We start from the raw sequence: 21,219 nt of genomic DNA, 5'->3' as shown, positions 1-21,219 counted from the left end.
CAACACATTATGAGTCAAAAAGTTTTGCTCACTTCAAAAGAAGTACACATTATCTTGCATCGATTAGCTTGTCAACTAATTGAAAATCACCTCGATTTCTCAAATACTATATTGATTGGTTTGCAACCAAGAGGTAGATTCTTAGCAGAACGCATCAAACAAATTTTAGAAACTGAATATCATATAGCTCAAATCCAATTGGGGTTTTTAGACATTACGTTCTTTCGTGATGACTTTAGAAGAAGTGAAAAGCCATTGGAAGCAAACAAAACCCAAATTGATTTTTTAGTCGATAATAAAAAAGTAGTTTTTATTGATGATGTGTTGTTTACCGGAAGAAGTATTAATGCTGCACTGACTGCTATTCAGTCTTTTGGTAGGCCATCAGAAGTAGAATTACTGACATTAATTGATCGAAGATTTAGTAGACATCTGCCCATTCAGCCTGATTATAGAGGCCGACAAGTAGATGTGATTAACAACGAAAAAGTATTGGTAAAATGGCTTGAAAACGATGGAGAAGATGCCGTTTATTTGGTAACAAAATAAGATCATAGAATATAGATTTTCGGATTTTCAGATATCCGAAATACAGACATCAGAAAATCAGAATATCCGAACAATCAGAATATCCGAACAATCAGAATATCCAAACAATCAGAATATCCAAACAATGAAAGAATTATCAGTAAATCATTTAATCGGAATAAAACACATTACGAAACAAGATATCGATTTGATCTTTGAAACTGCTGATCAGTTTAAAGAGGTAATCAATCGTCCCATCAAAAAAGTACCGTCATTGCGGGATGTAACGATTGCCAATATTTTCTTCGAAAATAGTACCCGTACCAAATTATCTTTTGAGTTGGCTCAAAAGCGACTTTCTGCAGATGTCATTAGTTTTTCTGCAGCTCAGTCTTCGGTAAAAAAAGGAGAAACCTTGATTGATACCGTAAACAATATCTTATCAATGAAAGTGGATATGGTGGTCATGCGCCACAGTAGTCCTGGGGCCGCTCATTTTTTATCCCAAAATGTAAAAGCGAGTATTGTTAATGCAGGAGATGGTGCACACGAGCATCCCACGCAAGCCTTATTGGATAGTTATACCATCCGAGAAAAGTTAGGTGATGTAGGCGGAAAGAAAATCGTAATTGTTGGAGATATCTTACACTCAAGAGTAGCGTTATCAAATATTTTTGCCTTGCAAATGCAAGGTGCTGAAGTGAAAGTATGCGGACCAAAAACCTTGATTCCAAAATACATTGAATCACTTGGAGTAACGGTTGAGCCAAATCTACGCAAAGCATTAGAATGGTGTGATGTAGCAAATATGTTACGCGTGCAAAACGAACGATTAGATGTGAGTTATTTTCCATCTACGCGAGAATATACACAACAATATGGTGTGACAAAAGAGTTGTTGGAATCCTTGAATAAAGAAATTGTAATCATGCATCCAGGACCGATTAACAGAGGTGTTGAAATCACTTCCGAAGTAGCTGATTCTGGTCAGTCGGTAATATTAAACCAAGTCGAGAATGGTGTGGCTGTTCGAATGGCGGTCATCTATTTGTTAGCCAGTAAAATTAAAAACTAGTACTTTAGTGCGTATTCAAAATAGATTATGAAAGTAGATCAAAAAGGACATACTACAACCATCAAAGACACCCAAAATAATGTGAAAGACTTTGTTGGTAAAATCATGAACGAATACCATGTGTTTCAAAATCAAAATTTAATTTTGGATGTTTTGCACAACAAAACCCTTGCTATTACCGATTTAGTTCATTTTAAAGAATTAGCAAAAACACATATAAAAGCTAAAAAATCAATGGTTATTGTTTCCGATGTCCTTGATTTTGATAAAGTGCCAACTTATTTAAATGTAGTTCCTTCCGTTATAGAAGCACACGACATGATTGAAATGGACGAAATTGAACGTGATTTAGGATTTTAATTTAGTAGGGAGTTGGAAGATGGGAGTTAGAAGTTAGAAGTTTTTTGCCCATTACCCAAAACCCATCACCCAATACCAGAATAAATTGAAACTACACATACTCGGCTGTTATGCCGCTACACCAAGAACCATTACCAATCCGACTTCCCAAGTCCTAGAAATGAAAAATCATTTGTTTCTAATTGACTGTGGTGAAGGTACTCAAGTGCAACTGCGCAAACATAAAATTAAATTTTCTCGAATCAATCATATTTTTATTTCGCATTTACATGGCGATCATTTTTATGGTTTGATTGGATTGATTTCGACCTTCATGTTGCTCAACCGCGAGAATGATTTGCATGTGTATGGTCCAAAAGGTATTAAGGAAATCATATTGTTGCAATTGCGTGCTTCGGGTTCGTATACGGGCTATAATTTATATTTCCATGAATTAGCGTCTCCCGAAAGTGAAGTGATCTATGAAGATGATACGGTAGTTGTAAAAACTATTCCCCTCAATCACCGTATTTACACCAATGGCTTTTTGTTTCAAGAGAAACTCGGAAGACGTCATTTGAATATAGAGGCTGTGGCGCATTATAAAATTGAAAAATGTTATTACGATAAAATAAAATGGGGGGGCAATGTTACACTCGATTCTGGAGAAGTTATTGAAAACGAGTTGCTTTCATTGCCTCCAGATGCAGCTAAAAGTTATGCGTTTTGTAGTGATACCTTGTATGATACTTCAATTGTTCCTTTTATAAAAGGAGTAGATGTGTTATATCACGAAGCTACTTTTTTAGATTCGGAAGCGCATTATACCGAAAGAACAAAACACGCCACTGCAAAAGAAGCGGCACAGATTGCAAAGTTGGCAGAAGTAAAAAATCTTATTCTGGGTCATTATTCGACTCGCTACGGTTCGATTGAACCCTTTAGAGTGGAAGCACAAACTATTTTTGAAAACGTACTATTAGCCGATGATGGTAAAGAATTTGAGTTCTAATATGATACAAACTGTACTATTTGATATGGATGGCGTAATTGTAGATACCGAACCGGTGCACCATTTTGCTTATTATAAACATTTTAAAGAATTGAATATAGAAGTTTCGGATGCGTTATATCGTTCGTTTACAGGTAATTCGACCCGAAATATTTTTCAAAAATTAAAAACACAATTTAATTTAACGGAAGATGTAGAACAGTTGATTTTGCGCAAAAGACACTTGTTTAATGAAGCTTTTGATCTGAAAGAAGATTTGTATTTAATTGATGGAGTAGAAGATTTAATCAAAGATTTACACGCAAACGGAATTCAGTTAATTGTAGCTTCTTCAGCTTCAAATGTTACGATTCACCGCGTATTTACACGTTTCAATTTGCACCAATATTTTACACATATCGTTTCCGGTGAAGATTTTCCAAAGTCAAAGCCCCATCCGGCTATTTTTGAACATGCGGCTAGTTTATCTATAGCGCCCAAAGAAAATTGTATTGTTATTGAAGATAGTGCTAACGGAATTCAAGCGGCTGTTGCTGCCGGAATTTTTTGCGTGGGGTACGACAGTTTTCATTCCAAAGACCAAGATTTGTCGAAAGCAAATGTGGTTATTCGACACTTTAAGGAATTGAACTTTGAGCGTGTTCGCGATTTAATTTAACGCAAATCTGTATCCTGAAACGTGTGTTTGTCAACAATTCTTTTACTGTCTTTTTTTACGTCGTCTTCTTTGCGCATGGACCAAAAAAAGTCACTAGAAAATTTACGGGCTTCTTCTAAATTCACAATAGGATAGGGATAGTCTCGCCCCATTTCAAAATCATATAATAGTTGTTCGATAGGTGTTAATTTCCAAGGTTCGTGAATAAATGCTGCTGGTATAGCATCCAATTCGGGTACCCACTTTTTTATGAAGGTGCCATCGGAGTCATGTTCGTAAGAGTTTTTTACAGGATTGTACACACGCAATGTATTGATGCCGGTTACACCCGCTTGCATTTGAATTTGCGGATAATGGATACCAGGTTCAAAATCCAAAAATTGCTGTGCCAAATGCGGACTACAATTTTGCCAAGGTTGAAACAAATGATGCGTGTAAAAAGATACCACCAAAGCACGCATTCTAAAATTTAAATAGCCAGTAGTATTCAAACAGCGCATGCAAGCATCAACCAGCGGAACGCCTGTTTTACCTGTTATCCATGCGGTATGGTATTTTTCATTTACACTTTGGTTTAATTGACGATATCCTTTATTTACAGCTATATATTCCATCGAACTTTCCATCTCAAATTTTTGAATAAAATGGGCTTGCCAACGCAATCGAGAAGCAAAATTAGAAATTTGTCGTTTGTATTTCCCTTGTTGGTGTGTCTCCCATGCTTTGGTATATACTTCACGTATCGACAAGTTTCCCCAAGCAATATAGGGCGATAGCCGACTGCATCCTTTTCTACCCAATTCGGGTTTTGAGATGTGTTGGCTGTAATTTTGTACGCGTTCATTAAAAAAAGAATGTAAGTAGCGTAGGGCAGTAGGAACTCCTCCTTTTTGAAAATTAGGATTCGGTAGCGTCTTAATTGAAGGAACTTCAAAGTGTTGTTCCAATTCCTCAATCTCTATGTATTTGACAAAACTTCTCAAATCGGGAAGAAAAGGCAAACAATCTTTGTCCATATAATCATACCAGTCTTCTTTCCAATTTTTTCTATTTTTTCTCCCACGAATAACCCCATTCGTTATAAACTCATTCCATATGATTCCCTTTTGCTCGAATAATTTAGCGACTTCAATATCTCTTTCGTGTGTTAATTTGATCCCTGTTTCTTGATGCGAATAGACAGTTGAAATCTTCAATTTTTGAGATAGTTTCTCAAATATTTCTGTAGCTTCTCCTTTTACAATTAATATTTGGGTATGGTATTTTTGCAACTCATTTTGGAGTGCTTCTAGCGATTGCTTGATAAAATCAAAATGGCGTTGGCTGTAATGATAGTCTTGCAGTAAAGAAGGTTCAAAAATATATAGCAAAAGTGTTTTACCCGAAGCAGATAATGCTTCATGCATGGCTTCATGATCGTGCAAGCGCAAATCTCTCTTGAACCAAACAACTTTCATCTAATTAGGGTAGTTTTTGTTGTATACTTTTATAAAAAATAACTTATCCTACGGCTTCTTTATACGTTTTTAAACAACGTTCCCGAGCTTCTTTGTGATCAACTATAGGTTGTGGATAAGAAGCAGTTTCCAGTTCGGGAATCCATTTTTTGATGTACCTTAAGTCTTTATCGAACTTCTTGATTTGTTCGCTCGGATTGAAAATACGAAAATAGGGTGCGGCATCTACGCCCGAACCTGCTGCCCATTGCCAGTTTCCAACATTACTAGCCAATTCATAATCTAAGAGTTTTTGAGCAAAATATGATTCACCCCAACGCCAATCAATTAACAGGTGTTTGCATAGAAAGCTAGCAACAATCATTCGTACGCGATTGTGCATGTGTCCGGTTGCATTTAACTCCCGCATGCCCGCATCTACAAAAGGATACCCCGTTTTTCCTTTACACCATTTTTCGAATAGTTCTTCGTTATTATTCCATTGAATCGCATCATATTTCGGTCTAAAACTTGCGTTTTTAGTATGTGGAAAATGCCACAAGATTTGCATGAAAAATTCGCGCCAAATCAATTCGTTCCAAAACGTTTCATTCTTTTCTGCCACAGCTTTGGCTACCATTTTGCGAATGGATACCGCACCAAAACGAAGGTAAATTCCTAAATAAGAAGTTTTGTTTAACGCGGGAAAATTTCGAGTGGCTTCGTAATTCTGAATTAAAGTTGTGGAAATATCGTAGGGCGTTACTTGAATGGTTGATTTTTCAAATCCAATATCTGTCAATGAAAGAAAAGGGTAGGAGTGCTGTGCAATTTTATCTAATTTTTCTTCTGAAGGATAGTGAACCAATTGGATTTTTTTAAAATTTTCTTTCCATTTTTTGGAATAGGGCGTATACACTACATACGGACTCCCGTCATCTTTTACCACCTCGCTTTTTTCAAAAATAACTTGATCTTTAGAAGTTAAAAATGATATGCCATAGGTTACAAACAATTGATTCAATTCTTTGTCACGCTTTCGAGCATAAGGTTCGTAATCGTGATTGGTAAATACGGAAGAAATTTTATGTTCAGAAAGTAATCTTGAAAATACGTCTATTGGATTTCCATGAAAAACTGCTAATGATTTACCTTGTTGTTGTAACGCCAACTGTATTTTTTGCAATTGCTCATGAATAAAAGTAACACGGGCATCATCTTTTGGAAGTTGCGATAAAATAATTTCGTCAAAAATAAAAATTGGTAATACTTCTTCCGTACTGTTTAAGGCATGAAAAAGGCCAACATTATCTTCTAATCTTAAATCGCGTCGAAACCAAAATATGTTCATTTTTATGTTTATTTTTATTGTTTCAAGTTCAGGTTCCAAGTTTTTTTATCCGTTTACCAATAAAGACGACATACCGCCATCAACATGAAAAACTTGTCCCGAAATCCAGCTACTCTTTTCTCCTAATAAGAAACAAGCCATTTGGGCACTGTCTTCCGGTTTGCCAAAACGTTTTAACGGATGGCGCTCTGCTGATTTTTCTTGTTTGGTTTCATTGTTCAAAAATTTATCAGCCAAAGGCGTATCAGTTAATGATGGTGCAATTACATTGACTCTTATTTTAGGGGCATATTCGGCAGCTAATGCTTTCGCAAATCCTTCAATAGCTCCTTTAGAGGCAGCAACACTTGTATGAAAAGGCATTCCCATAGTTGCGGCAACACTACTAAACAAAACAATACTCGATTGATCCGAAGCGGTTAGGTTGGGTAAAACGGTTTGAATTACTTTAACCAAACTGATGAAATTGATTTGTAAGTCGGTTTCAAAAGCTTCAATCTTTAAGCCTTTAAAAGGGCGTAAATTAATACTTCCTGGGCAATACACCAATCCATCAATTACTAGAGGTAATTTTGATGTATCTAGTGAGTCGGTTGCTGCGTCAAATGGAATGTGAGTAACCTTCAATCCTGCTAAGTTTTCATTACTTCTAGAAGCAATGAAAATGTTGTTGTCGTGTTGAAGTTCTTTTGCAATAGCTAATCCTATGCCATATGAACCTCCAATTAATAGTATGTTTTTCATAAATTTATCCTTTAAATTCACCAAATAGTTCGATTAATTTTTTTCTTCTGTATTCAAATATTTCGTTCAATTTTGGGCGAACAATAAAAGGATGGACTAATTGCCCGATAATACCCATTGGAACTTTATAATCGACAATATCTTCCATTTCTACTCCACCCGGTATCTCTTTGATAAAATGTTTATGGTGCCATAATGCATATGGTCCAAAACGTTGTTCGTCTACAAAATACTTTTTGTCTACAACATGCGTAATTTCGGTCACCCATTTTGTGGGGATACCTAAAACAGGAGTTACAATATACTGAATAATCTGTCCTGGATACATGGGGCGATCGGCACCAGATAGTATTTTAAACCCCATGTATTCTGGTGTGATTTTTTGTAAGTTTTTCGGATCCGATAATAAATCCCATGCCTCTTCGATGGATATGGGCAAATTTTGTTTGGTATGCAAGCGGTAAATTTTCATTTTATTCATATTTCCTGTAAAGGTATAAAATTGTTTAATATTTAAAATAAAAGATTAAACAAAATTTAGGATTTAAGCAATTATTAACATTTGGTAGCGATACAATTTGTAATTTTGAAAATCTAAAATAATAAACCATGAAAAAATTATGTATGTTACTGGCACTATTGTTTGCCAATTTTTATGTTGATGCTCAAGTTAAAACGCCTCAGGCTAGTCCGATGGCAAAGATTGATCAAGTAGTAGGATTGACCAATATTCAAATCGAATATTCTAGACCGAGTGCTAAGGGTAGAACAGTATATGGTGACTTAGTTCCATTTGGAAAAAATTGGAGAACGGGTGCTAATGCGAATACAACGATATCGTTTAGCGAAGATGTGAAAATTGCAGGTAAAGATCTTAAGAAAGGAAAATATGCTTTGTACACTACTCCAAAAGCAGACAGTTGGGATATCATTTTTTATACCGAAACAAATAATTGGGGATTACCAGAAGAGTGGAATGATGCTAAGGTAGCTCTTAAAGTTTCGGTTAAACCAGAAACTACAATAAAATCAATAGAGTCGTTTTCGATATTTTTAAACAACTTAACTATTGATGCAGGGGTGATCGAACTTTCTTGGGAAAGAACTATGGTTGCGATTCCATTTTCTGTTCCAACACAGGAAGCTGCAATGAAAAGTATTGAAAAAACATTAGCGGGACCGGCTGCTGGAGATTATTTTGCTGCAGCACAGTATTTTTACCAAACCAATAATGATTTAAATAAGGCATTAACTTGGGTAAATACAGCGGTGAGTTTAACACCAAAAAATGCGTTAATTCCTTATTGGTATTTGCGTTTGAAGTCATTGATTCAAGCGAAATTAGGTGATAAGAAAGGCGCTATTGCAACTGCAAAAGAATCTTTAGATTTAGCGGTAAAAGCTGGTAATGGTGATTATGAAAAAATGAACAAAGACAGTATTACTGAATGGTCAAAATAATTTGATGTGCTAAAAAAATTAAAAGCGTTTCTATAGGAAACGCTTTTTTTATGCTTTAGAATTGCTCATCTTTTGAAGTAGTAACGAAAGTACAAATGTTAGTAAAACCCCAATAAGATTTAACCATAAATAGCCTAGTTTTTCACTTTCGTTGGATTCAAATAGGATAAACTTCATAAAAATTAGTATGACAATGGTTTGGCTTATAATACCTCCATAAAATACAGCTTTACCTTTGATGTAATGCACATAAAAACCAATCAAAAATATACCCAATACGGTTCCATAGAAAATCGAACCAATAATGTTAACCAATTGTATTAAATTTTCAAAAAGCGAACTAACACACGCAAAACCAATGGCAATTATACCCCAAAATAATGTAAAATATTGCGTGGCTATTACGTAATGTTTTTCAGAGTGTATTGAGACGTTTCGCTTGTATAAATCAATTGCAGTTGTTGCAGCTAGAGAGTTTAATCCGGAGGCACTTGACGACATGGCGGCACTAATGATGACCGCTAGAAGCAATCCCAATAAACCTTTGGGAAGATAATTCATTATAAAATATAAGAACACATAATCTTTATCATTCGTTTCGGCACTATTGTCTGCTTTTGAGATCAGCTCTTTGGCAGAGGCTCTCAATTCTTTTTCTTCCAGTGATAATGCGATCATTTTTTGGCGCAAAGTGGGATTGTCGAAGGCATTGTGTTTGAGTTGTTCTATGTAGATTTGATTGACAACCTTTTTATCAATATTGATTTGGTTCAATTTGCTTTCTAGTTGGGCATAGTTGTCTTTTTGATTGGAGTGGGTTACCTTTTCCACATTAATTGGATTGAAATGTAAAGGCGCATCGTTAAATTGGAAAAAAACAAAAACCAAAACGCCAGTCAACAATATGAAAAATTGCATTGGAACTTTTAATATTCCATTCATAATCAATCCCATTTGGCTTTCTTTAATGGATTTTCCAGACAAATATCTTCCTACTTGCGACTGATCGGTGCCAAAATACGAAAGCATCAGGAAAAATCCGCCAGTTATTCCGCTCCAAAAGGTATAACGCGTTTCGGGATTGTACGAAAAGTCTAAAATATCCATTTTACCATTGGCTCCTGCAATGTGAAGAACATTTGAAAAATCTACATCTTCGGGTAAGTAGCCTAAGATGACAAAAAAGGTAATCATCATCCCAGAAAGGATTACAAACATTTGTTGTTTTTGGGTTACATTAACCGCTTTTGTGCCACCCGTAACGGTGTAAACAATTACGAGTATTCCAATGATGATATTCAATAAAGTTAAATTCCAACCCAAAAGTGCTGAAAGTATAATGGATGGGGCATAGATGGTTATTCCTGTTCCTAAGCCTCTTTGAATTAAAAACAAAATCGAAGCCAAAGTGCGTGTTTGTACATTGAAACGTTGTTCTAAATACTCATAGGCCGTATATACTTTGAGGCGGTGGTAAATAGGAATAAAGGTATAAGCAATCACAATCATGGCGATGGGCAATCCAAAATAAAATTGCACAAACCCCATGCCATCGTGATAGGCTTGACCCGGTGTAGAAAGAAAAGTAATGGCACTAGCTTGTGTAGCCATGACCGAAACGCCAACTGTAAACCATGGGGTTTCGTTATTGTCTAACAAATAATCTTTCACTGTGGCGCTTCCTTTTGTTTTTAAGGCACCATATAGTACAATAAAAAATAGGGTAGTTGATAATACAATCCAATCAATAATTTCCATACTAGTTATATATTTCCATTAGTAAATAGAAAAGTAAAATATAAATTGCATTTAATAGCAGTACAAGACTATAACTCTTTTTCCATTTTGGTTTTTCCATAGGTTGATCTATTACTATTTGATTTAATTATTCCAAAGCAATTAAGTTGGCCAGTAAACGATAAGCCCCACTAACGCCTTCCGGAAGCTCTCTAAAGAAGCTTAAACCTGTGTAGACATAATTACCTTTTCCGTATTTGGCAATCAATAATCCTCCTTTTTTTGAAGTTTCACCTTCATCGCTAGAAGCTAAAATTGGCGTAAATTCTGCACCCCATTGACTTGGGTAATACAAACCTTGTTCTTGGATCCAACCCGTGAAATCGTTTTGGGTAATTTTATTAGGGTAGTGCAAAACGCTGTGTTGTGGTAGAAGAAAGGTTATTGGTGCATTTTCGTTGGTAACTCTGTCGTTGTTTATTTTTAAATTGTATGGCGCTATTTCTTTTGTTATAAGGTTATTAGAAGTATTATATTGAACAATTACATTACCTCCATTTTTAACATACTCAAACAAAATTTTATTTTTGTATTTTAATTCTTCAACGACATTAAACGCACGTATCCCCAAAATAATGGCGTCAAAATTTTGAATTTTTTCAGGTGTAATTGCATCGGGTTGTAGTAAAGAAACTTGATACCCAACTTGCGATAAATGGTTTGGAATTTCATCACCGGCGCCCATAATATATCCAATGTTTTTTCCTTTAATTTTTAAGTCTAATGTAACCGCCTTAGCTGTGGATGGCATTAAAATGGTTTGTTTAGGAATGTGAGGGTAGTGAAGAGTTGTTAATTTTCGATCCAAAAGTTGTCCGTCTATTTCCACGAGTGCACTCAAGGTTGTTGTTGTAGTAGTAGTATTTTTAGAGGGATAAACGGTAAAAGTCACATTTTTTGTTTCATTTTTTGATGCAATTTCAATCGGAATTTCTTTAGGTTCAACCTTCCAATCGTTCGGATAACATAAAGAAACTTTTCCATTTACGTTTGCCTTGTGGGATGTTATTGTTACGGTTACGGTTTTAGGTTGTACGCCATTAAAAAGCAATACTTCTGGAGCAATGGCTGTAGTTGCTTCAGGAAGCAAAGTAAACGGAGTATAGGTCTCACCATTATCGGGCGAATTGAATTTGTAGCAAATATTTTTCACAAACTCTATGGTATTGCCTTCTATTTCAATTGTAAAGACTACTGGAAAAGCTGTTGTAACTTCTGGCAGGATACGTAATGTAGGATTACTAATCTGATACATACCCACAGTTTTGGCTTCTTTTAACCAAAATAAGTTGGAGTAATCTGTATTTAGATTACAGCGTATATTTTTCAGGGATAAATTAATTTTAGTATTGTTCTTAAGTTCCATATTTTTTGGCTCCGTTGGAAGTTCTAAAACTTTCACTGACATCAATTTTGCTTTAGAACTACTTCGATTGATTACTTCTACATTGAGATTGAAAGCATTTGATGGTGTAGTCGATTCAGTATCAGCAACAACTTCTATGAACAAACCGCTACACGCTTCTATGATTTTTACTATTTGTTTGCTTTTAATGGCTTTCCAATGGACGTCGTCTAGTTGTTCGATCAATTGATAGGCTTTTATCAAATTTGGAAGATGCACGGATGGGTTGTTGAAGTTGAAGTTTTTTTCCACATCACTTAAAATAGTCCCTATAGCTTGCCCCCCTGGCACACGACTCCAAGTTGTATCAATACCTTCAAATAAGTTGCTAGACTTTGGTAAGTCGCCTTTCAATAGGTCCAAATATTCAATTTCATCGCCACGGCTTCCGAGTGTGCCAAATCCCTGGCACTTGTGTTGGCTTCGGCTCAGTGCTGCAATTTCGTTATTACTTTTGCCTTTTAACGGATAATATACATTAGCATTTATAGCCATTAAATTAGATTTATCGGCTGCTTCAAAGGCTTCCTGACTTCCATAAAACCACCAAGAAGTATTAAAAAAAACACGTTTTGGCTGACTTTTAAGGGTTTGAATGGCTTCTATACTCAATTGGGCAGATGCCGTATGATGTCCGTGAGTTGTGCCAGGTGTATTGTGAGCAAAACGATGTATAATAATATCGGGTTGGAAGGTTGTAAATACTTGGATGACATCGTCAAGTACTTCTTGTTTATTCCAAATTGCGAAGGTTTCATTAGGTTCCTTTGAATACCCAAAATCATTAGCACGGGTAAAAAACTGTTCTCCACCGTCAATTCTACGTGCGGCTAACAATTCTTGTGTACGAATAGCTCCTAGTTTTTCGCGCAATTCGGTTCCAATCAAATTTTGTCCACCATCACCACGTGTTAACGATAAATAGGCGGTTTGAGCGTGATAATGATTTGAAAAATAAGTGATTAACTTTGTGTTTTCATCATCGGGATGAGCAGCAACATACAATACTTTTCCTAGAAAATTTAGCTTTTGAACTTGCTCGTAAATTTCAACTGCATTCAGTTTTTGTGGTGCCTGAGACCAAAGTGTATTCGTGAGTAGCAAGAATAAGAGTAGTGTGTGTTTTTTCATAATGTACTAACGTTATCAATCAAAAAATTCTTTTTCTTCTGTAATTCTATAAATGACCGATATTCCTTTTTGCATTAATAGATTATTAGGATAGGTAATCATTTCGCCATCACTCGATTGTAATATGATATAAAAGGCCTTTACGTCCATAATTTCACCTTCCACTGGAAAATCTTTGTCGTGAATTTTTATTTTATCACCAATTTTAAATGGATACGAAAAAAAGATAATAATTCCTGCTGAAATATTACTCAGTATCGACCATTGCGCAAAGGAGGCAACCCCCACCACGGCAAACATAGAAGAAGTGATGAGTAATATTTGATCTTTTTTTACGCCCCAAATGATGATGATTGAAATGAAGGCTAAAATGTTTATGAGTAAATGAATGTACTTAATGACAAGGTTGGTCCGGTGTTCTAATATCGAATTTAAGTTGGCGTATTTCCGAACCAGTTTCGTGCTACTTACTCTAAAAATAAAATAGATAATAAGCACAATTAATGTACCTATTTCTTCATGTAAATAGGGGTTTTCTAGAAGTTTATACATAAGTAATTAATTTTTTATAGACCAATTCGGTTGGCAATCCTACCACGTTGGTATACGATCCTTCAATTTTTGAAATGCCAATTAAACCGATCCAATCCTGAATGCCGTAACTACCAGCTTTGTCAAAAGGTTGGTATTGATCTAGATAATAAATAATGGCCTCATCGGATAGTACGGTAAAGGTGACTTGAGTCGTGCAATGAAATACTTCGGTCTTTGCTGTCGAAGTTAAACATACCGAGGTGATAACTTCGTGGGATTGGTTGGATAATTTTTGAAGCATTGCAACAGCATCTGCTTTGTCTTTGGGTTTGCCTAATGCGTTTCCGTTTAACCAAACAATGGTATCTGAAGTGATTAAAATATCATTTTCTTGAAGCGAACCTTCAAAGGCTTTAGCTTTTAATTCCGCTAAGTAATTGGTTATTTCTTCCGCTTTTAAATGGTTTGGATAAACTTCTTCTATTTCTTTTAACTGAATTGAAAAGGGGATGTCCATATCCTTGAAAAACTGTTGCCTTCTGGGGGATCCAGAAGCTAAAATAATATTTTTATGTTGTAGTATTTCTTTAAGCATGTTTCAAATTATAAACAATTACGGCAATCGATAATATGCTGAAAACCATTACAAAATACAAGGTACGCTCTAAAATTTTGAATTCTTTTAGGGTACTGCTTCCAATTAATTTTAATCCAAAAAACAATAGGGGTCCAACTAATGTGAGTAACGTATAATACAATACTAGTGTTAATTCAAATAAAAACACCTTACAGTAATACATAATTAAGGCTAGAAGTACTACGATAAAAATGCCTATTATTATTTTTATTTTTGTAATTCCTAGTCGAGTAGCTAGCGATGTATTGCCTAACATTTCATCATTTTGTTTGTGTTTGAGTGTGCTAAATATTTCGAATAATAACACGAGAAAAAAACCAAAAACAGCATAATCAACAAGAATGCCAAATGCTTCACCCATGCGAATTTTATTTGCGACATCTGTTGCAGGAAAAACATCAAATAAAGCAATAACAAGGATGCTTATGGCTGTTAATAATGCCGAAATAAGCGAACCAATTAATGGAATGCGGTTAAAGTTTGTAGCTTTAACATAGAGTAAGGTAGCTACTAAAATAAAGAGTGAAGCAAATGAGGGTTTATAGATTATATTGGCCAAATAAAAGCCAAGGCCTACGCCAATGATTGTTAATCCAATATACCAATTATAAGCTGCTGCTTCTGAAATGGTTTTCCCTACAACTCTTTTTTGTGGCTGAATGATTTCATCGTCTTCCTGATGGATAATGTGTTGTATTACCGCACCTCCTGCAGCAATACAAACAGTTGAAACTACTAACAATAGAAAATTAATATCGGTTAGCGCCAAATCAATATAGGATTGTGTTAAAAACAAATAGCGTATGACCAATTGCATAAAAGCAAGAAGTAGTAGGTTTTGAAATCGAATTAGTCGTAAGTATTTCATAGTAAAGCAACCTTCAGTTATTAATCAAACTTTGCATCAAAATGTTCCATCCATTTTCCTTGAACTTTCATCACTTGTTCGATAACATCTCTTACGGCTCCTTTTCCACCTTCAACATGTGAGATGTATTTTGAAATCCCTTTGATTTCCGGAACAGCATTTTGAGGACATGTTGGTAATCCTACCAATTGCATCACATGATAATCAGGAATATCATCACCCATATATAATACGTTTTCAGGTTGAATTGAATAGAGGTCTGTGAATTCTTTAAAAGTTTCTACTTTGTTTGGAACGCCTAAATGAATATCAGTGATGCCTAAATTTCTCAAACGAACACGCACGCCTTCATTGCTGCCCCCAGAAATGATGCAAACCGTGTATCCATTTTCTAGTGCCGCTTTCATGGCATAGCCATCTCTAATGTTCATATTTCGCAACATTTCACCAGTAGGCGTTACATGTATGCTTCCATCAGTAAGTACACCATCTACATCAAAAATGAAGGTGGTGATTTGATTCATGATTTCTTTATAACTTTTTGACATGTTGTATGGATTGTGTAAGTAATTGGTATAAGTTTTTAGATTCGGGATTTTCTAAAAAATCCAAATGTTTTTCAATGGTTATGGTGTCGTTTCGTAATGCGGGACCTGTTTGGGCCTCTTTGGGTGAAAGTTCACTGATTTTATGAGCTGTTTCCTGAATTAAAGGATACAATACTTCAAATGGAACATTATTTTCTTCGCAAATTTCATTTCCAATTTGGTACAAATGATTTACAAAATTGCAAACAAATACGGCTGCTACATGTAAACTCTTTCGTTGTGTAGCATTGATTCGAACTATTTTTTGCGAGATGCACTTACCTAATTTTTCCAAAAGTTGGTAATCGGCTTCATTTTCAGCTTCCAAGCAAATTGGAATAGGAGAGAAGTCAATTTTCTTGCTTTTGGTAAAGGTTTGAAGTGGGTAAAATACCCCTTTTCTGTTTTTATCCATCAAAACCGAAAGTTCCGACGATCCCGAAGTATGGACCACCAATCGATTTTCAAAGGGTAATTGCGCTACGACTTCCGAGATAGCATTATCTGAAACGGAAATAATATACACATCTGCTTCAGTAATTTTTTGATAATCAGCAGTAATTTTAGTGGCAGGAAGTAAATGGGATAGCTGACTTGAAGTACGAGCAAAAGCTTGCACCAAATCCACATTTTTAGCGTGTAACAACACCTGAATTAAGTGTTGGGCTACATTTCCCGAACCTATTACTACAACTTTAATCATGTGGCTAAAATAGTGAATTTTAGGGAAAATTGAATTAAAAACTCCCAATTCATTTGAATTGGGAGTTTTTATATTGGGAAAGCCTAATAGGTTTCTAATGCTTGATGCGTTTTTTAATTATCTCAAACTGGCACCTAATTGGCTTTCAAAATTACTTTGCAATTTACCCATAATTTTATCAATTTGTGAATCGGTAAGTGTTTTTGTATCGTCTTGTAAAATGAAACTAACCGCATACGATTTTTTTCCTATGGGTAAGTTTTTACCTTGGTAAACATCAAATAAATCTACTTGTTTCAATAGGCTTTTTTCAGTTTGCTTGGCAAGGTTGAAAATTTGCTCAAATTGAATTTGTTCGTCTACTAACAAAGCAAAGTCACGACGTACTTCTGGATATTTTGGAATATCGGTGTATTTGATTTTATTCGAAACATATTTTTGGATTTTTCCCCAATTGAAATCAGCAAAAACCACTTCTTGTTTGATGTCAAAATGTTTGACTACATTTTTTTTGATCGAACCAAATTCAACAATGATTTCTTTACCAATAGCTAAAGCTAATCCTTCTGCATAAACATCGTTACTGAACGGTAAGGAAATGGCTTTTTGGTCCAAGCCCAATCGGCTCAAGATGGCCATTACATAACCTTTTAATAAAAAGAAATCTGATTTTTCTTGGCCTTTTATCCAACTCTCAGCAGTTCTATTCCCTGTAAGGGTAAGTGTAAGGTGTTTTTCTTCTAAGTAGCCTTCGGAAGTATTGTGATAGGTTTTTCCAAATTCATACAATTTTAAATCGCTTCTTCTTCGGTTGTTGTTGAAGGCTACAGCCTCAAGTGCCGAAAACAATAAGGATTGACGCATCGCCGATAAATCGTTACTCAAAGGATTTAACATCATTACATTTTGCTCCGCTTCTAATTGTTGCGACAACGCAATGTAATCAGGAGTCGTTAGTGAATTGGCCATCATTTCGTTAAAACCTAAGCCACACAATTGATTGGCAATAGTATTTTGAACATGATATTCAGCTGTTCGCGGCGAATTAGAAATAGTTGCATTTAATTTGCCTGGAATTTTCACATTGTTATAGCCGTATACTCTCAAAATTTCTTCAATAACATCAATCTCTCTTGTAACATCAACACGGTACGACGGAATGATTAATCCCAAACCTGCATCAGAAATCGAATTGACTTTAATATCAAGTGAAGCTAATATTTTTTTGATGGTTTCGGGTTTGATTTCTTCCCCAATAATGCGGTTTACTTTTTGAAAATGAATAAACACACTAAAATCTTCAATTCTTTTTGGATATACATCAATAATGTCTGACGTAATTTCACCACCGGCTACTTCTTGGATCAAAAGGGCTGCTCTTTTCAAAGCATATTCGGTTATGGTTGGATCAATACCGCGTTCAAAACGGAAAGACGCATCCGTACTTAGGGTATGTCTTTTAGCGGTTTTACGAACAGCAACCGGATTAAAGTAAGCGCTTTCTAAGAAAATGGTTGTAGTTTCATCGGTTACTCCAGAAGTTTTACCACCAAAAACACCTGCCAAACACATGGGTCCGTTTGCATCACAAATCACCAAGTCTTCTTGGTGTAGTGTTCGTTCCACGTCGTCTAAAGTGATAAACTTTGTTCCGGCTGGAAGTGTTTTGATAATTACTTTGTTGCCTTCAATTTTTGCGGCATCGAAAGCGTGCAACGGTTGTCCTAATTCATGCAACACATAATTGGTTACATCGACAATATTGTTTTTTGGGCTTAACCCAATAGCTTTTAATTTATTTTGCAACCAATTGGGTGACGGTTTAACCGTAACACCTGAAATAGTAACACCACAATAGCGCGGGGCCAATTTGCTGTCTTCTACTTTTACATCAATTTTTAAAGTGCGTTTTTCAATTTTGAATTTACTTACTGAAGGAGTGATTAATTCGGAAGTTTTACCTCGTTGTAATAACCCCGCACGAAGGTCGCGAGCTACACCCATGTGCGACATGGCATCGGCGCGGTTTGGCGTGAGACCAATTTCTAAAACCTCATCGCATTCAATGTTAAATACCTGCGCTGCTGGAGTACCAGGAGTTAATGATGCATCTAAAATTAAGATACCTTCATGACTTTCGCCCAATCCTAATTCATCTTCGGCACAAATCATACCGTGACTTTCTTGTCCGCGAATTTTTCCTTTTTTTATTTCGAATGCATTCCCTTCTTTATCGAACAATTTAGTACCAATGGTTGCTACAGGAACTTTTTGTCCAGCAGCTACATTTGGTGCTCCACATACAATTTGAACGGGAGCATTTCCATCACCTAAATCTACTGTTGTGATTTTTAATTTATCAGCATCAGGATGTTTTTCACAGGTAATAACGTGTCCCACGACTACCCCTTGAAGTCCGCCTTTAAGACTTTCAAAAGTATCTACACCTTCTACTTCCAAACCTAAATCGGTTAGAATGTCAGCAATTTCATTTGATGGTAAATCGGTTTTGATAAACTGTTTTAACCAATTGTAAGATATACGCATTTTTTGTTTCGAATTTTAAAGAAGCAAAGATACTTTTTAAATTTAGAAATTAGAAATATGAAATTAGAAATTTTATCCACATTAATTTAATCAAAAAGTACATATTTAGACACAAAATTGAGGGTAATTATCTATGAATTACATAAAAACGGAAGCTATTTATTTTTTGCTTCAATCCACTTACTCATATATTTAGTACTTTGCAAACTATGGTGCTGAATGATTTGTCCCCAAAAATTTGTTTGACGATTGGCAACTAAATTTTGGAGACTATTGGCAATCTTATTTTTAAAATCGGTAGCAAATAGTGTTTTCTTAAACCGTTGTTCAAGAATAGTATACCCATTTTTTTGAGCGGTTTGCCAAAGATTTTCTTCGGTATACAGTTGGATCGCATCATCTACAAATTCGGATTCATGTGCTGCAACAGCTCCGTTCCAATCTAAATTTCCGTACATGCCTTCTGCACCCATTACGGTTGTAACAGATGGCAATCCTTGTTGCATGGCTTCAAACAGCTTTCCTTTTAATCCGGCTCCATACGGAATGGGAGCCAACAATACTTTGGCCTTTTGAAAAACGGTTGCCACATCAGAAGCACGTCCTTGTATTAAAAAACCTTCTTTTTCATTGTGCAATTGCTTTGCTTTTTCTGTAACATAAGCCCCGTAAACCAACAGTTGTGCTTCGGGGAGTTGTTTTTTAATAGCGCTCCAATATTTTTTTAACAATAAAACGGTTTGCCAATTGGGTTCGTGTAAAAAATTACCAATACTCACAAAATGGTTTCGCTCTGAAAAAAGGGGTGTTGTTGGAGGTAGGTTATCCGATAAAAAAGGTAAATAATACAGTATATTAGGATCAATATTGAAGGTCGTGGTGGCCAACTGCATTTCAACTTCTGAAATGAGTAAGGTGAGATCACAGCGGTAGATGGCTGCCATTTCTCGTTTAAACGTATCCGAAATATAATCTTCAAAAACTAAGGATCTGTTTTGTTTGTAAGCCATTTCTCTGGCTTTTCGTAAAAAATGTAAGTCTTCGGTATCAAGAATTCGTAAGGTATTCGGACACTGTTCCGCTACGCGCCAACCATATTGTTCTTCGATCATAAATCGATCAAAAACCACTATTGAAGGATTGATTCTTGCAATTTCAGAATCAAAACTAGTATTATTAAGCTGAATGGATTGGGTATGTACCGAAATTTGTGCCAAATCAAAGGAATAGTCCGAACGAGCGGCCGAACACATGAATGTAACTTCGTATTCTTGTTCTTGGAACAACGATATGAGTTGTAGTATTCTACTTCCAGCAGCTGTTGATTGTGGCTCTGGCCAAACGCTTCCAATAATGACTAATTGATTCATGTTGCAAAAATAATAAAATACGGATGTTATTCCTTATCGATGTGTCCTTCAGGAAATGGTCGATACGCATAATATTGTAAAACTTCTTCTAAGGCTAACTTTAACGCTTTATTAATGGGAACCACAACGTTTCCCAATTGAAAATCAATTTGTGATAAATTCATATAATAGTCGGTAAAGATGGGAACGGGTAGGCCGTTATTTAAGGCTATCGAAGTTTTATTAAAAGCATCGTTTTGGCCTTCTTTGATGATTTTACAGGTTACCAATCGCAATTGTCCGTGTTTATCCTGTGCTGCACCATAACCAAAAAGACGGCAAATCAATCCGCGGTGTTTGTAGTCGGAACAACGGCCTTTATCGGCTTCACTTTCCGAAAAGGGCTGGTAAATAAAGCATTTGGTGAAAGCAGCAGTGGTATGCAGTTGCTCTAACATTGCTTCAGCTTCTCCTTTTAAGTACAAATGAAAAGCCCAAGGTAGAAACTCGAGTGGTGAAGCGTCAATATCGGGATTGTTACAGCATTTGCCACAATTGGCCACACAGCCTAACTTCGATTGCAATTGGAATTCGGCAATTTCTTTTTCCAATTGATCGTATAAGGCTTCTACTAATTTGACGCGTGCTGCTACTGACATTTTTTTTTCGAAGATAGGGAATATTGAAGATACTGAAAAGGAAAAGATACAAATAAAAAAAAGCCCTGCATTGCAGAGCTTTTTGTGACCTCGACTGGATTCAAACCAGTAACCTTCTGAGCCGTAATCAGATGCGCTATTCAGTTGCGCCACGAGGCCGATTTTGTGAGTGCAAAGATAGATAAATTTAGAACATATCCAAATTGAAATTTAAAAAATAATTCCTTTTTGCATTAATTGTCTAACGCTCTACACGTTATGTAATACCGATAACCTATCAATGCCATTTGCCATTTTTTTGCTTTGACAGGATCTAATCCTTGTTTGGTAAAACTGGGTAAAATGATTTTGTTTAGTTTGGCTAATAGTTTAAACATGGTTTAATTTTTGTCAAAGAT

Annotated in this window: 21 protein-coding genes and 1 tRNA gene; 6 read left to right on the top strand and 16 right to left on the bottom strand. The window is 35.7% G+C overall.

Translation table 11 applies throughout. The features are described 5' to 3' along the window. Nucleotides 1–9: 9 nt before the first annotated feature. The 5 genes from pyrR (at nucleotide 10) to ACIQ6Z_RS05110 (ending at nucleotide 3,612) form a co-directional block, all read left to right on the top strand. On the top strand, nucleotides 10–549 hold the full coding sequence (pyrR, locus tag ACIQ6Z_RS05130) for a bifunctional pyr operon transcriptional regulator/uracil phosphoribosyltransferase PyrR (RefSeq protein ID WP_396209860.1): 540 nt from the start codon (nucleotides 10–12) through the stop codon (nucleotides 547–549). A 124-nt stretch (nucleotides 550–673) separates the two neighbouring features. Then, nucleotides 674–1,603, top strand: a complete 930-nt coding sequence (locus tag ACIQ6Z_RS05125; RefSeq protein WP_396209859.1) for an aspartate carbamoyltransferase catalytic subunit — start codon at nucleotides 674–676, stop codon at nucleotides 1,601–1,603. A gap of 27 nt (nucleotides 1,604–1,630) precedes the next feature. Beyond that, the gene (locus tag ACIQ6Z_RS05120) at nucleotides 1,631–1,963 is read left to right on the top strand and encodes a ribonuclease Z (protein WP_396209858.1); all 333 of its coding nucleotides are present in this window, start codon (nucleotides 1,631–1,633) and stop codon (nucleotides 1,961–1,963) included. Nucleotides 1,964–2,048: 85 nt separating this feature from the next. Beyond that, a complete protein-coding gene (locus ACIQ6Z_RS05115; protein ID WP_396209857.1) occupies nucleotides 2,049–2,954 on the top strand; it encodes a ribonuclease Z in 906 nt (301 codons plus the stop codon). A 1-nt stretch (nucleotide 2,955) separates the two neighbouring features. After that, the gene (locus ACIQ6Z_RS05110; protein WP_396209856.1) at nucleotides 2,956–3,612 is read left to right on the top strand and encodes an HAD family hydrolase; all 657 of its coding nucleotides are present in this window, start codon (nucleotides 2,956–2,958) and stop codon (nucleotides 3,610–3,612) included. Here the strand turns inward: ACIQ6Z_RS05110 and ACIQ6Z_RS05105 are convergent. Genes ACIQ6Z_RS05105 through ACIQ6Z_RS05090 form a run of 4 tightly spaced genes read right to left on the bottom strand, consistent with a single transcriptional unit; the run spans nucleotide 3,609 to nucleotide 7,615 of the window. Then, nucleotides 3,609–5,069: an FAD-binding domain-containing protein gene (locus ACIQ6Z_RS05105; protein ID WP_396209855.1), complete on the bottom strand. Its 1,461-nt coding sequence runs from the start codon at nucleotides 5,067–5,069 to the stop codon at nucleotides 3,609–3,611. The two genes, ACIQ6Z_RS05110 and ACIQ6Z_RS05105, sit on opposite strands and share 4 nt — an antisense overlap. A gap of 43 nt (nucleotides 5,070–5,112) precedes the next feature. Further along, on the bottom strand, nucleotides 5,113–6,399 hold the full coding sequence (locus ACIQ6Z_RS05100) for a cryptochrome/photolyase family protein (protein ID WP_396209854.1): 1,287 nt from the start codon (nucleotides 6,397–6,399) through the stop codon (nucleotides 5,113–5,115). 45 nt (nucleotides 6,400–6,444) lie between these two features. After that, nucleotides 6,445–7,143 carry an SDR family NAD(P)-dependent oxidoreductase gene (locus ACIQ6Z_RS05095; protein WP_396209853.1) on the bottom strand — a complete coding sequence of 233 codons (699 nt, stop codon included), beginning with the start codon at nucleotides 7,141–7,143 and terminating at the stop codon, nucleotides 6,445–6,447. A 4-nt stretch (nucleotides 7,144–7,147) separates the two neighbouring features. Further along, complete coding sequence (locus ACIQ6Z_RS05090; protein WP_396209852.1) at nucleotides 7,148–7,615, bottom strand: cell division inhibitor; 468 nt, start codon at nucleotides 7,613–7,615, stop codon at nucleotides 7,148–7,150. A 137-nt stretch (nucleotides 7,616–7,752) separates the two neighbouring features. On the opposite strand from ACIQ6Z_RS05090, the gene ACIQ6Z_RS05085 reads away from it, so the two are divergent. Beyond that, the gene (locus tag ACIQ6Z_RS05085) at nucleotides 7,753–8,604 is read left to right on the top strand and encodes a DUF2911 domain-containing protein (protein WP_396209851.1); all 852 of its coding nucleotides are present in this window, start codon (nucleotides 7,753–7,755) and stop codon (nucleotides 8,602–8,604) included. Nucleotides 8,605–8,652: 48 nt separating this feature from the next. On the opposite strand, the gene ACIQ6Z_RS05080 is transcribed toward ACIQ6Z_RS05085, so the two are convergent. The 12 genes from ACIQ6Z_RS05080 to ACIQ6Z_RS05025 all read right to left on the bottom strand — a co-directional run bounded on the left by ACIQ6Z_RS05080 (nucleotide 8,653) and on the right by ACIQ6Z_RS05025 (nucleotide 21,198). Continuing rightward, nucleotides 8,653–10,362, bottom strand: coding sequence for a sodium:solute symporter (locus tag ACIQ6Z_RS05080; RefSeq protein ID WP_396209850.1), 1,710 nt, complete (start codon nucleotides 10,360–10,362; stop codon nucleotides 8,653–8,655). Between the two features lie 127 nt (nucleotides 10,363–10,489). Further along, complete coding sequence (locus ACIQ6Z_RS05075) at nucleotides 10,490–12,937, bottom strand: PIG-L family deacetylase (RefSeq protein WP_396209849.1); 2,448 nt, start codon at nucleotides 12,935–12,937, stop codon at nucleotides 10,490–10,492. Nucleotides 12,938–12,952: 15 nt separating this feature from the next. After that, nucleotides 12,953–13,489 (bottom strand): mechanosensitive ion channel domain-containing protein, encoded by a 537-nt coding sequence (locus ACIQ6Z_RS05070; protein ID WP_396196376.1) that lies wholly within the window; start codon nucleotides 13,487–13,489, stop codon nucleotides 12,953–12,955. Further along, nucleotides 13,482–14,066, bottom strand: coding sequence for a Maf-like protein (locus tag ACIQ6Z_RS05065; RefSeq protein ID WP_396209848.1), 585 nt, complete (start codon nucleotides 14,064–14,066; stop codon nucleotides 13,482–13,484). The genes ACIQ6Z_RS05070 and ACIQ6Z_RS05065 overlap by 8 nt, the downstream gene beginning before the upstream one ends. Further along, nucleotides 14,059–14,925, bottom strand: coding sequence for a UbiA family prenyltransferase (locus ACIQ6Z_RS05060; protein WP_396209847.1), 867 nt, complete (start codon nucleotides 14,923–14,925; stop codon nucleotides 14,059–14,061). Before ACIQ6Z_RS05060 ends, ACIQ6Z_RS05065 begins: the two co-directional genes overlap by 8 nt. Before the next feature lie 71 nt (nucleotides 14,926–14,996). Further along, nucleotides 14,997–15,524 carry a KdsC family phosphatase gene (locus tag ACIQ6Z_RS05055; RefSeq protein WP_396209846.1) on the bottom strand — a complete coding sequence of 176 codons (528 nt, stop codon included), beginning with the start codon at nucleotides 15,522–15,524 and terminating at the stop codon, nucleotides 14,997–14,999. After that, nucleotides 15,508–16,266, bottom strand: coding sequence for a Rossmann-like and DUF2520 domain-containing protein (locus ACIQ6Z_RS05050; RefSeq protein ID WP_396209845.1), 759 nt, complete (start codon nucleotides 16,264–16,266; stop codon nucleotides 15,508–15,510). Before ACIQ6Z_RS05050 ends, ACIQ6Z_RS05055 begins: the two co-directional genes overlap by 17 nt. Nucleotides 16,267–16,383: 117 nt before the next feature. Further along, nucleotides 16,384–18,813, bottom strand: coding sequence for a phenylalanine--tRNA ligase subunit beta (gene pheT / locus ACIQ6Z_RS05045; protein WP_396209844.1), 2,430 nt, complete (start codon nucleotides 18,811–18,813; stop codon nucleotides 16,384–16,386). Nucleotides 18,814–18,968: 155 nt separating this feature from the next. Then, entirely contained in the window at nucleotides 18,969–20,183 is a 1,215-nt protein-coding gene (locus ACIQ6Z_RS05040; RefSeq protein ID WP_396209843.1) for a glycosyltransferase, read from the bottom strand. Nucleotides 20,184–20,209: 26 nt separating this feature from the next. After that, nucleotides 20,210–20,821 (bottom strand): YkgJ family cysteine cluster protein, encoded by a 612-nt coding sequence (locus ACIQ6Z_RS05035; protein ID WP_396209842.1) that lies wholly within the window; start codon nucleotides 20,819–20,821, stop codon nucleotides 20,210–20,212. Nucleotides 20,822–20,906: 85 nt separating this feature from the next. Next, nucleotides 20,907–20,980: transfer RNA gene (locus tag ACIQ6Z_RS05030), tRNA-Arg, on the bottom strand. A gap of 74 nt (nucleotides 20,981–21,054) precedes the next feature. Beyond that, nucleotides 21,055–21,198: an SsrA-binding protein gene (locus ACIQ6Z_RS05025; protein ID WP_396209841.1), complete on the bottom strand. Its 144-nt coding sequence runs from the start codon at nucleotides 21,196–21,198 to the stop codon at nucleotides 21,055–21,057. Nucleotides 21,199–21,219: the final 21 nt, after the last annotated feature.

Source organism: Flavobacterium sp., assembly GCF_044376915.1.
Classification (GTDB): Bacteria; Bacteroidota; Bacteroidia; order Flavobacteriales; family Flavobacteriaceae; genus Flavobacterium.
Note: the sequence above shows the minus strand (reverse complement) of the source record. Positions and strands in the feature narration are given on the sequence as shown.

What these genes read in the sequence shown, in the direction of transcription:
- ACIQ6Z_RS05025 (WP_396209841.1), bottom strand. Translation starts at nt 21,198, where the DNA reads ATGTTTAAACTATTAGCCAAACTAAACAAAATCATTTTACCCAGTTTT.
- pheT (WP_396209844.1), bottom strand. Translation starts at nt 18,813, where the DNA reads ATGCGTATATCTTACAATTGGTTAAAACAGTTTATCAAAACCGATTTA.
- ACIQ6Z_RS05090 (WP_396209852.1), bottom strand. Translation starts at nt 7,615, where the DNA reads ATGAAAATTTACCGCTTGCATACCAAACAAAATTTGCCCATATCCATC.
- ACIQ6Z_RS05055 (WP_396209846.1), bottom strand. Translation starts at nt 15,524, where the DNA reads ATGTCAAAAAGTTATAAAGAAATCATGAATCAAATCACCACCTTCATT.
- ACIQ6Z_RS05075 (WP_396209849.1), bottom strand. Translation starts at nt 12,937, where the DNA reads ATGAAAAAACACACACTACTCTTATTCTTGCTACTCACGAATACACTT.
- ACIQ6Z_RS05085 (WP_396209851.1), top strand. Translation starts at nt 7,753, where the DNA reads ATGAAAAAATTATGTATGTTACTGGCACTATTGTTTGCCAATTTTTAT.
- ACIQ6Z_RS05040 (WP_396209843.1), bottom strand. Translation starts at nt 20,183, where the DNA reads ATGAATCAATTAGTCATTATTGGAAGCGTTTGGCCAGAGCCACAATCA.
- ACIQ6Z_RS05120 (WP_396209858.1), top strand. Translation starts at nt 1,631, where the DNA reads ATGAAAGTAGATCAAAAAGGACATACTACAACCATCAAAGACACCCAA.
- ACIQ6Z_RS05100 (WP_396209854.1), bottom strand. Translation starts at nt 6,399, where the DNA reads ATGAACATATTTTGGTTTCGACGCGATTTAAGATTAGAAGATAATGTT.
- ACIQ6Z_RS05105 (WP_396209855.1), bottom strand. Translation starts at nt 5,069, where the DNA reads ATGAAAGTTGTTTGGTTCAAGAGAGATTTGCGCTTGCACGATCATGAA.
- ACIQ6Z_RS05050 (WP_396209845.1), bottom strand. Translation starts at nt 16,266, where the DNA reads ATGATTAAAGTTGTAGTAATAGGTTCGGGAAATGTAGCCCAACACTTA.
- pyrR (WP_396209860.1), top strand. Translation starts at nt 10, where the DNA reads ATGAGTCAAAAAGTTTTGCTCACTTCAAAAGAAGTACACATTATCTTG.
- ACIQ6Z_RS05095 (WP_396209853.1), bottom strand. Translation starts at nt 7,143, where the DNA reads ATGAAAAACATACTATTAATTGGAGGTTCATATGGCATAGGATTAGCT.
- ACIQ6Z_RS05110 (WP_396209856.1), top strand. Translation starts at nt 2,956, where the DNA reads ATGATACAAACTGTACTATTTGATATGGATGGCGTAATTGTAGATACC.
- ACIQ6Z_RS05035 (WP_396209842.1), bottom strand. Translation starts at nt 20,821, where the DNA reads ATGTCAGTAGCAGCACGCGTCAAATTAGTAGAAGCCTTATACGATCAA.
- ACIQ6Z_RS05125 (WP_396209859.1), top strand. Translation starts at nt 674, where the DNA reads ATGAAAGAATTATCAGTAAATCATTTAATCGGAATAAAACACATTACG.
- ACIQ6Z_RS05060 (WP_396209847.1), bottom strand. Translation starts at nt 14,925, where the DNA reads ATGCAATTGGTCATACGCTATTTGTTTTTAACACAATCCTATATTGAT.
- ACIQ6Z_RS05065 (WP_396209848.1), bottom strand. Translation starts at nt 14,066, where the DNA reads ATGCTTAAAGAAATACTACAACATAAAAATATTATTTTAGCTTCTGGA.
- ACIQ6Z_RS05070 (WP_396196376.1), bottom strand. Translation starts at nt 13,489, where the DNA reads ATGTATAAACTTCTAGAAAACCCCTATTTACATGAAGAAATAGGTACA.
- ACIQ6Z_RS05080 (WP_396209850.1), bottom strand. Translation starts at nt 10,362, where the DNA reads ATGGAAATTATTGATTGGATTGTATTATCAACTACCCTATTTTTTATT.